8 protein-coding genes are annotated in these 9,397 nt (G+C 70.4%); 2 read left to right on the top strand and 6 right to left on the bottom strand.

Annotated features, from left to right (window positions below; genetic code table 11):
• Positions 1-36: 36 nt before the first annotated feature.
• Genes DVDV_RS23975 through DVDV_RS20545 form a run of 4 tightly spaced genes read right to left on the bottom strand, consistent with a single transcriptional unit; the run spans position 37 to position 4,041 of the window.
• Entirely contained in the window at positions 37-792 is a 756-nt protein-coding gene (locus tag DVDV_RS23975) for a hypothetical protein (RefSeq protein ID WP_368482930.1), read from the bottom strand.
• A 10-nt stretch (positions 793-802) separates the two neighbouring features.
• Entirely contained in the window at positions 803-2,089 is a 1,287-nt protein-coding gene (locus DVDV_RS20555) for an STT3 domain-containing protein (RefSeq protein ID WP_075356445.1), read from the bottom strand.
• A complete protein-coding gene (locus DVDV_RS20550; protein WP_139311694.1) occupies positions 2,086-3,060 on the bottom strand; it encodes a transglutaminase family protein in 975 nt (324 codons plus the stop codon). Before DVDV_RS20550 ends, DVDV_RS20555 begins: the two co-directional genes overlap by 4 nt.
• 18 nt (positions 3,061-3,078) lie before the next feature.
• The gene (locus tag DVDV_RS20545; RefSeq protein ID WP_075356443.1) at positions 3,079-4,041 is read right to left on the bottom strand and encodes a FecR domain-containing protein; all 963 of its coding nucleotides are present in this window, start codon (positions 4,039-4,041) and stop codon (positions 3,079-3,081) included.
• A 316-nt stretch (positions 4,042-4,357) separates the two neighbouring features.
• Between DVDV_RS20545 and DVDV_RS20540 the strand changes: the two genes are divergently transcribed.
• Both DVDV_RS20540 and DVDV_RS20535 read left to right on the top strand, forming a co-directional pair.
• A complete protein-coding gene (locus DVDV_RS20540; RefSeq protein ID WP_083634854.1) occupies positions 4,358-5,233 on the top strand; it encodes a glycosyltransferase family 2 protein in 876 nt (291 codons plus the stop codon).
• Complete coding sequence (locus tag DVDV_RS20535; protein ID WP_075356441.1) at positions 5,230-6,447, top strand: hypothetical protein; 1,218 nt, start codon at positions 5,230-5,232, stop codon at positions 6,445-6,447. Before DVDV_RS20540 ends, DVDV_RS20535 begins: the two co-directional genes overlap by 4 nt.
• Here DVDV_RS20535 and DVDV_RS20530 read toward each other — a convergent pair.
• Positions 6,413-7,291, bottom strand: coding sequence for a hypothetical protein (locus DVDV_RS20530; protein WP_083634853.1), 879 nt, complete (start codon positions 7,289-7,291; stop codon positions 6,413-6,415). The genes DVDV_RS20535 and DVDV_RS20530 overlap by 35 nt on opposite strands.
• A gap of 7 nt (positions 7,292-7,298) precedes the next feature.
• On the bottom strand, positions 7,299-9,397 hold a 2,099-nt coding region (locus DVDV_RS20525; protein ID WP_139311692.1), incomplete at its 5' end, for a CHASE2 domain-containing protein.

Here is a 9,397-nt window from a genome sequence, read left to right as displayed (position 1 = left end):
GGAGCACTCTTCCCTCTTCTCTCCTCTCCTCTCTCATCACTCCTCTCCTTCCTGTCCCGGTCGGATCATCCAGGCTCCGCCGACGGCTGGATCGTAGATGATTTTTTTGAAGCGATGCGGCGCGCTGTCCGGGGCCAGGAGCAGGCGCAGGGCCAGGCTGCGGGCGGCGCTCTGGTCGGCGATGACCGCGATTGGCAGGTGTTGGCCGTAGAGCAGGATGGGATCGGCCCGGCCGGCCAGATGGGCGGGCAGGGGCGGCAGGGCGTCGACGTTCCAGACCGTGGGCACGAAGCGGTAGCCTTTGGCCAGAGCGGCTTCGGGTAGTTGCAGGCGGCCGGTGGCGGCATCGACGACGAGTCCCTGCCGGGCCACGACATCGGCATGGTTGGGCGGGTTCGACGGGACCCGGGCTTCCGGGCCGGCGGCAAAGGCCAGCCAGAAGCCGCTTTTAGCGAGCAGTTCCAGGCGAAGGAACAGGCAGGCCGGGGCGGAGGGGAAGAAATAGCCGGCCGGGTCGTCCAGGGCCGGGCCGGGAAGCGTGGCCAGGAGGGTGGCCCGGGCCTCGGGCGGGCTGGAAAAGAGCCGGATGAGCCAGTCTGCCGTGGCTTGGCGCGAGCCGAAGCGTGGGGCCAGCCGGCCGATTTCGCCCGGGCCGTTGGCCGCAAAGAAAAGCATCCAGTCGGCTGCTGCCTCGGCATTGTCTGCGGCCAGCCCCCAGGCGGCGGCAAAGCAGTCTTCCGTGGTCTGGGAGCCGCCGTCGAAAAAGACCGGCCGGTCGGCCCGGTAGCGCAGAAAATAGCCGTCATCCCACCAGGAGACGATGACCGTGCCCGGCGGCGTCAGCGCCCGGACGGCCAGGGCCAGCCGGTCGTCGGCCCGGCCAAAGGGCTGGCTGTCCGGGGTGGCGAGGCCGGCGGCCAGGGCCGGGAGGAGCAGAAGGCCGGCGGCGGCCAGGGCCAATCCCCCGCGCGCTGGCTGGCCGGGCGGGACGTTTTCCGGGAGCTGGGCCAACAGCCAGTCGATGGCCGCACCCAGCCCCAGGGCGGCCAGGGGGAAAAAGAGCAGGACCAGACGTCCCGAACGCAGGGCGGCTGCCCCGGCCAGGAGCAGGGGGCGACAGGAACAGGGCGGCCGGCCAGTTGCGTCGCCACAGCCGGACGATGCCCAGGCAGGCCAGGGCCAGCACGGCCGGATGGCCCAGACAGCGCCGGCCCAGTTCGGCCGGCGTCAAGGGTTGCAGCTCGATGATGGAACGGGCCACCGAGGCGGTGTCCGGACTGAGGCCAAAGGCCAGGGCGGCGTGGCCCAGGGCGTAGGCGACAGGGGCGGGCAGGGGCAGGCCCAGGACAGCCATGCCGGCCCAGCACACGGCCAGGGCGGCGGCAAGTCCGGAGAGTGCCCGGACCAGCCGTTTGCGGTCCGCTCCCCGGACGGCAGCTATGGGGACCAGGGCCAGCAGAGCCAGGGCCAGGTAGCCGCCGGGCTTCCACCACCACCAGGACAGGCCGGCAACCAGGACGCAGCCGACAAGGGCCCGCAGCCGGTCCGGTTTTTGGGGGGCCGTGGCGGCTGTGTGGGCGGCCAGGGCGGCGGCGAGCAGCAGGCTCGGGATCAGTCCGTCGGTATCCAGGCGGCCAGGGGCGGTGACATCCAGGAAATACGGACAGGACCCGGCAGCCAGGGCCGCGGCCAGGGCGGCCGGGTCGGCATAAAAACGCCGGCCCCAGGCAAAGACGGCCAGGGGCAGCAGGCCGGCCAGCAGGGGCGGCAGCCAGAAGGCTGCCCACTGCGGCGTGGTTGCGGCCAGCCCGGCAACCGAGGCCGTGAGCAGGGACAGGGCTGGGACTGGGGGCCTGTCGCCGGGAGCGCAGCAGGCGGCAGGGGCCGGGCCGCTTTCGGCGGCGCGCAGGAAGGCATAGCCGTCGTGGCTGGTCAGCATGGGGACGTTGGTGTCGGCATAGCGGCCGGCCGGATCAGCCAGGAGCGGGCCGGCGTCGTGCGCGGTTTTGACGGCCAGCGGCAGCAGGGCCACCAGGACGGCCAGCAGCCACGGGCCGGATAGCCGCCCCAAGTGGCCGGGGGCGCTCATCCGTTGCCGCCGCCAACGGCCGGTTTGGCCCGGGCGCGGGCCAGCCCTGCGGCTGCGGCGCTGTTGTGGGGATCGACGGCCAGGGCGCGCCGGAAATAGCCGGCCGCCTCGTCCGGGAGGCCGGCTTCCAGGCTGTGGCTGCCAAGGGCCAGCAGGGCCGGCAGGTAGTCCGGGCGAAGGGCCAGGGATTTGCGCAACAGCCGCACGCCCAGGGCCGGGCGGTCCTGGTCGAGAAATACCTGGCCCAGATTGGCAAAGGCGGCCGGATAGTTGAAGTCGACCTTCCAGCGTTCGGGCAGATCCGGGTTGACGTAGGTTCCGGTAAAGGCCTCGGCAGCGGCCCGGAGCCGGGCATTGGCCGCGTCCACCGAGGTCAGGCCGGCGTCGGTGAAATCAAGAGCCCTGGTGAGGAATATCTCGTTGCCCGGCAGATACGGCGCGTTGGGGTCGTAGCCGTCGTAGATGACAAAGGCCGTGGGATCAGCCAGATGCCAGCGACCGGCCACCCAGACCTCGATGAAGCTGTGGCCGTTTGGCAGGGCGAGCGGATTTTGGCGATAGCGGGCCAGCCATTTGGCATTCATGGTCAGCACGAGGCGGCTGGGGTAGCCAAGGGCCCGAAACAGCGCCAGCTCGGCCAGGGCGAAGTCGCTGCAGCCATCCAGGGTGCGCTGGCGAAACAGCGTGGCCGCGTCGCGGCGAAACTGGTCGCGGCTGCTCGATGCGTCGTAGGCCAGATGTTCGCCGACATGGCGCATGGCCCCGAGCAGGCAGGCGTAATCGTCGTTGCCGGCGGCCTTTTTGACGCCGGCTGCGGCAGCCTCGATTTCCGGCGAGGCCGCGGTCTGGGCCGAGGCTGTCAGGACCGGGGGCGGGACTGCCGCCGGTCTTGGCGCGGCCCCTCCGGCGCAGCCCCAAAGGCCCAGGCAGACGGCCAGGAGGAGGCCGCGGGCAGCAGGGAAGCGGGACATGGCAGCGGCCAATGCGGCCTATTCGAACACGGCCGGCATGCTCATGTTGGCCGGCTGGGCCGAAAACCGGCCGACCGAATGGCCAAAGGCCCCGGGCGACAGCGGCAGCGGCGGCGACATCGGGATAAACGGCCCGTAAATGGGGATGATCTGGTTGGAGGCGACGACCTGGGAGCCGGTGTTGTTGGCAACCGACACGGTGGTGGCGTCGTTGGTGGCCACGATTTCACCCATGGGGACAGGCGGTTGGGGCGAGGGCGGGAAGCCGGCCTGCCGCTCGCTTTGGTTGAGGGCGGCGGGGTCGCCGGCCAGAGGCGTGGCCGCGCCCTGGCCTGATGCCTGCCAGAAGGCGGCATGGGCCGTGCGCGGCCCGAAACCGTCCAGAAAACCCTGCTGGGCCGGCAGGTCGGACCTGGGCACCAGCGCCACCACAAAGTCGGAGCCGCGAACGCCGCAACTGGCCACCGGGGTGTCCACCCGGAAGTTCTCGCCACCGGCCTGCTCCATTTTTTTGACCACGAACCGGGCCTTGCCGGCAGCCAGACTGGCCACGGTATCGCGAAAGCCTTTTTGCGGATCATAAACCGACTTGTCCAGGCGCAGCCAGGACGAGGCCGCCAGGGTGAACTGGCTTTGGTCGTTTAAAAGGACCACCAGCCGGGAATCGGCCTCCACCACCAGGGTGTCGCCGGCAACGATGGGCAGGGTCTTGGCGGCCTTGAAGGCCGTGGCCGGTTCGCCCTGGTGGATGATGTAGGCGTCGTTTTCCACAAAATCGACCAGGCCGATGCCTTCGCCCGGACCAGGGCGAAATTCCGGGACCACGACGGCCTCGGCCGGCAACAGTTTGGCCTTGGCCGGGGCTTCGCGTTCAAGGAGCAGCAGAAGCGGGTCGCCCGTGGGTTGTGCGCCCAACATGGCGGCCAGACCGAGCAACAGCAGTACGGCCAGGGCAAAAGCCGCAAACGAAGGTCGTTTCATACGGTGCTCCGAAGGGCGGATGTCGGGCCGCCGGTATTGCATGCGCCGCAGCCGTGAAAGGAGCCGGGCAAAAGTGTGATGTCTGCCCGGGAGAGTGAAGAGCGGGGGGCAAAAAGTCAAGGCTGCGTTGGCCTGGTCGCGACAGCCGGCAGCGCCTGCCTGTGCTGCGTCCGGCCGGGCGGGCCGGACGGCCCGGAACCGCCCTCTGGCGTCGGTGTGTGGGCCGTGATAGGGGGAGCGGCTGTGGCATAAAAGCCGTGGAGGCTGGTGCCGCAATCCCTTAACCGCCCGGCCCGTCCGGGTGCGAGTTGCGAACATGCCCACTGCATCCGCCGCCGCTGCTTCTGACAGTGTTGCCTTGGTCGGACCCGGCCGGCCTGCTCCGTTGCGGCCGGATGTGGCCGTCATTGTGCCGGCCCATGACGAGGAGCCGACGGTTGGCGCCCTGGTGCGGGAATTGCGGGCACGCTACGGCTGCCTGGTGGTGGTGGTGGACGACGCCAGCCGTGACGGCACTGCCGGGCAGGCTCTGGCTGCCGGGGCCATCGTGCTGCCCCTGGCGGCCAGGGCCGGGGCGTGGTGCGCGGTCCAGGCCGGCTTTCGCTACGTCCTTGGCCGGGGCCTCGGGCTGGCTGTGACCATCGACGCCGACGGCCAGCATCTGCCGGAAACCGTGGGGCCGCTGTTGGCCGAGATGGGGCGGGGGCAGGCCGATGTGGTCATCGGCGGCTGTCTGTCCCGGGCCGATCTCCTGCGGCGGCTGGCCCTGGCCGGGCTGCGCTGCCTGGGGGGCTTTGGCGCGCTGGACCTCACTTCCGGCCTTCGGGTCTACAGTGCAAAAGCCATGCGGGCCTTGCTCACGCCTCGGGCCGTGGCGCTCGATTACCAGGACGTGGGCGCGTTGCTGCTGCTGCGCCGGGCCGGGCTGGCCGTGGCCGAGGTCGAGGCCCCCATGCGCCGGCGGGTCCATGGCCGCTCGCATATTTTCCATTCGCCGGCCCCCATGCTCGGTCATGTCTGGCAAAGCGTCCTGTTGTGCCTGGAGCACGGCCCTTTTTGCGATGACGACGGTGCAGCTCGTGCCGATCGACGGGGCGAGCTCTCGCCGCGGGTGGCCCGGCGTCTGGCCCTGCAACGGCTGGCCGTGCTGACGGCCAGGGCTCCTTGTTCCGGGCCGCAGGCGGCCCTGTGACGGCCGGGCTTCGCGTCCTGGCCATCACTGCGGACCAGATGTTTTTGCGCCAGGTGCGGCTGGTCCTGCCCCTGGACGCCCTGTGCCGGGCCGGGCTGGTGTCGGGATTTCGGGTGCTGTGCCCGACCGACGCCAGCCTGTCCGACCATTACCCTCTGGAGCACTTTGACGCCGTGCTGGTGCAGCGCTGCGTGCCGGCCTGGGTGGCGGACCTGCTCCATCACCAGGGCATTGCCTACCAGCTCGACCTCGACGATCTGCTCCTGGCCCGGCCGGCCTATGCCCAGGGCCTGCCCGATGCGGCCGGCCGGGAGCGTCTGGCGGCCTGTCTGGCCGGCTGTGCCGTGTTGACCGTGCCCAACCAGCGGCTGCTGGCCGCCCTGGAGGGCCGGCTTGGCCTGTCCCTGGCGGCCAAGACCGCCATTGTGCCCAATGCCCTGCCCGGCGGGCTGCACATGGCCAAGCCGGCCAGCCGGCCCGGGGCCATCCTCTGGGCCTCAAGCGACCGGCCGGCCCTTGGCCCAAGCTTCGAGGCCGTGGCCGGGGCCATTGCCGACACGGCCCGGCGGCACAGCCTGCCCGTGCTGGCCATGGGACGCCTTGGCCCGGACATCCTGGCCGCCCTGCCCGCGGTGCGGTATCTTGGCAATATGGGCTACTGGCGGCACAAGGCCTTTTTGCGCGACCTGCCGACCGCCCTGGCCGTGGCTCCCCTGGAGACCGGGGAGGCCGGGGGCGACGCCGAGACGCTCGATTTTATCGCCTGCAAATCCGACGTGAAGCTGGTGGAATATGGCGGCCTCGGCCACGCCGGGGTGTACAGCCGGGCTGCGCCCTACACCGACAGCGATCTGGCCGCCGGGCGGCTGGTCGACAACGACCGCCACTCCTGGACCGAGGCCCTGGCCTGGCAACTGGCCGAGGGCTATCGCCAAACACCGGCCGAGGCCCGGGACATCCAGGCGAAGCGAAATGCCGACACCGTGGCCCGGCAGTGCTGGTGGCCGGCTCTTACGCGCGTTCGTCTGGCCCGCCCGCTGGCCCTGGCCGACGTCCTGGCCGCATATCGCGCCGCCGGCGGGGGGGGAGGGCCGCTGCACCACCAACTGGCCGACCGCCTCTATCACGGCCTGTATCGCCGTCTCGCCCCGGCCGGAGTGCGCCGTCTCGTCGGCCGGTTTATCGAGGCGCGTCTGGCCCGGCCCCGGCGCTGACCGGCTGGCGCACGATCCGCTCCCAGGCCGCTGCCCAGCCGTCGTGGTGGCCGACGCCTTCGATGACCACGCACCGGGCCGGGGAACCGGCCGGCAGCCGGGCCACATAACGCCGGCAAAGCTCGGGCGGCGTGATCGTATCCTTGCTGCCGACATAGTGGGTCTGGGCAATGGCGGCCACCTCCCCGGCCGCGTCGGCCGGATTGCGCGAGCCGGCAAGCGGCGTGACGCCGTGCAGCGCGGTCCAGGCCCCGGTGTCGAGGTTGCCGGCAACCGTGACGATGTCGCGTACGTCCTTGCGGCCGACGGCGACCAGCACAGCCAGCCCGCCGCCCCCGGAATAGCCCCGGAGGCGCAGGCTTTGCGCCCCGGTCCGGGCCTTGGCGAGGTCGAGGGCCTCACTGACAGCGGCAATCACTTCCGGGGAAAAGCGGCCCAGGGTCCACCACGACGGGTTGCAGCCGGCCAGGGCCTCGGCCGACAGGTATTGGCCGGGCCGGGCCAGGGCCAGGAGGTTTGGGGCCGGATCGCGGCTGGCGAGAAGAAGGCCCAGGGGATCGGCCGGGGTCGGATCGGGACTGGGGGTGCGGCGGTCGAGGTAGGCCCGGCCGTCGCCTTCGATGTAGACGGTCAGCGTGTCGCCGTGCCCCGCCCGCAGAAAGCCGGCCAGGGGCATGGAGCTGGTTGGCAGGAGCACCGGTGCCAGGCCGGCCGCCCCGGCCAGGGCCAGGGCTTTGTCCCGCGATGCCCCGTCCGGGACGGCGGCGCAGCCCCATCCAAAAACGGCCAGGGCCAGCCCGAGCAGGGCGCCGGCCCAGGGGGACGGGATTGGTTTGCGGTCCATGGCCGGCCTATTTGGACGTATGCTCGAACACGCCGTCCCAGCCGGCCTCCGGGGGCGAGGCGGCCAGACGGGCGGCCCGTTCGGCAAAAAGGGCATAGAGCCTGTGGTCGCAGCAGGACCGCAGGTCGGCGTAGGCCTTGGCCGCCGCAGCAAAATCGCCGGCCACGTACAAGGCTCGGGCGGCGTCGGCCCGGGCCAGTTCCTCGGCCCGGGCGGCATACTCCTCGGGCGAGCGCACGGTATGGATGGTCACCGGCTCGGTCTTGCCCTTGACCCGGACCCGGTCGATCTCCTGGAATACGAAGCCGGCCGAGGCGGCTTGGAGCATGGAGTCGGTGACCAGCACCGGCACGGAATAAAACTTGGTCAAACCCTCCAGGCGCGAGCACAGGTTCACGGCGTCGCCGATGACCGTATAGGTGAACTGGTCCCGGGAGCCGAAGTTGCCCACCCGGACCACGCCGCAGTGCAGGCCGATGCCGGCCTTGATGGCGTGGCCGAAATTCTTTTTGAACCCCAGGTTGAGGCTGCCCAGTTCACGGTGCATGGCCAGGGCGGCGGTCACGGCCCGGACCCGGTGGTCGGGAACGGCCAGGGGCGCGTTCCAAAAGGCCATGATGGCGTCGCCGATGAATTTATCGAGCGTCCCCAGCTGGTTGGTGATGATGCTGGTCATGGGCGTGAAATAGCATTGCAGCAGTTCCACCACCTGGGTCGGGGACAGGTTTTCAGCCAGGGAGGTAAAGCCCCGGACATCGGAAAAAAGGATGGTGATTTCGCGTTCCTCGCCGGACAGGGTCAGCGAGGCCCGGCGCGAGACAATGCGCGCCACCACCGCCGGCGACACATAGCGGGCAAACGCGCCGTGAATAAACCGCTTTTGGCGTTCCTCGCGCCAGAATTTGAGAAAGGTCAGGACGATAAAGATGACGGCCAGCACCAACAGGGCGCACAAGGGCGAGACCACGATGCCCCGGGCCAGAAGCCAGGCCGCGCCGTACCAGACCCCGGCGGCCAGAAGGATGAACGGTCCGATCATGACGGCCGGCCGGGCCAGGGTCATGAGCACGGCGGCGAGCAACCCCAGGGCTATAACGGCCAGCAGCTCGGCTGCCCCGGCCCAGTCCGGCCGGTGCAGGCTGTCGCCGGCCAGGAGCATGTCGACCACGGTGGCGTGGACTTCCACCCCGGCCATGGCCCGGTCAAAGGGCGTGGCCCGCAGGTCGTTTAGGGCGGCGGCCGAGGTGCCGATAAAGACGATCTTGCCGGCCAGGGCCTCGGGGGGGGTGCGCCCGGCCAGGATGTCGGCGGCGCTTAGGTGGGGAAAACTGCCGCCCGGGCCGCGATAATTGAGCAGCAGCCGGCCGGCTCCGTCCACGGGCACCACGCGCTCGCCCAGGGACGGGCTTTGCAGCACCAGGGACGAAAGCCCGCCGGCCGTGGTCCGGACCACGACGTTGTGCACGCCATAGGCCTGCATCAAGGTCGCCAGAGCCAGACCGGGATAGGCCTGGCCGGCGTAGCCAAGCAGCAGCGGGATGCGCCGCAAAAGGCCGTCGGCATCGGGCACGATGTTGAAATAGCCGGCGGCCGGCGCAGCCGCAAGCAGGGTTGGCAGGGGGCAGACAACGTGGTCGGCCGTGGTCAGGGCGTCGCCAACCGGCATGGCGTCAGCCTCGGGCAACACGGTCAGGGCCAGCGGCGGCAGCGGACAGGGGGCCGCGGGTTCCCGGGCCGGGGCGAATTCGAAAAAATAGCCCAGGGCAAAGGGACCGGTGCGCAAGACGTCGGCCAGCACCTTGTCGTAGTCGGCCAGGGATTCGGGCAGCCCGGTCAGGCTGGCCTGCACCTTGAGGTCGCGAAATAGCTGGCTGGTGAGCACGCGCGGCGAGGTGCGGTCGGGTTCGGCAAAAAGCATGTCCAGGCCCACGGCCCGCACGCCGGCTTTGCGCAGATGGGCCAGGAGCAGCCCGATGCGGTAGCGCGGCCAGGGCCATTGCCCCAGTTCGGCCAGGCTTTTTTCGTCGATGTCCACCACCACCGGCAGCCCGGAACCGGCCTGGGGGCGGTGTCGGGCTGCCGGTGGTGGTGGACATCGACGAAAAA

It is taken from the genome of Desulfovibrio sp. DV, from assembly GCF_001936595.1.
Lineage (GTDB): Bacteria > Desulfobacterota > Desulfovibrionia > Desulfovibrionales > Desulfovibrionaceae > Solidesulfovibrio.
The sequence above is the reverse complement of the archived record's forward strand: the minus strand, read 5'-3'. Positions and strand labels throughout refer to the sequence as shown.

Coding starts and splice junctions, on each gene's coding strand:
- DVDV_RS20555 (WP_075356445.1), bottom strand. CDS start 2,089: ATGAGCGCCCCCGGCCACTTGGGGCGGCTATCCGGCCCGTGGCTGCTG.
- DVDV_RS20550 (WP_139311694.1), bottom strand. CDS start 3,060: ATGTCCCGCTTCCCTGCTGCCCGCGGCCTCCTCCTGGCCGTCTGCCTG.
- DVDV_RS20545 (WP_075356443.1), bottom strand. CDS start 4,041: ATGAAACGACCTTCGTTTGCGGCTTTTGCCCTGGCCGTACTGCTGTTG.
- DVDV_RS20540 (WP_083634854.1), top strand. CDS start 4,358: ATGCCCACTGCATCCGCCGCCGCTGCTTCTGACAGTGTTGCCTTGGTC.
- DVDV_RS20530 (WP_083634853.1), bottom strand. CDS start 7,291: ATGGACCGCAAACCAATCCCGTCCCCCTGGGCCGGCGCCCTGCTCGGG.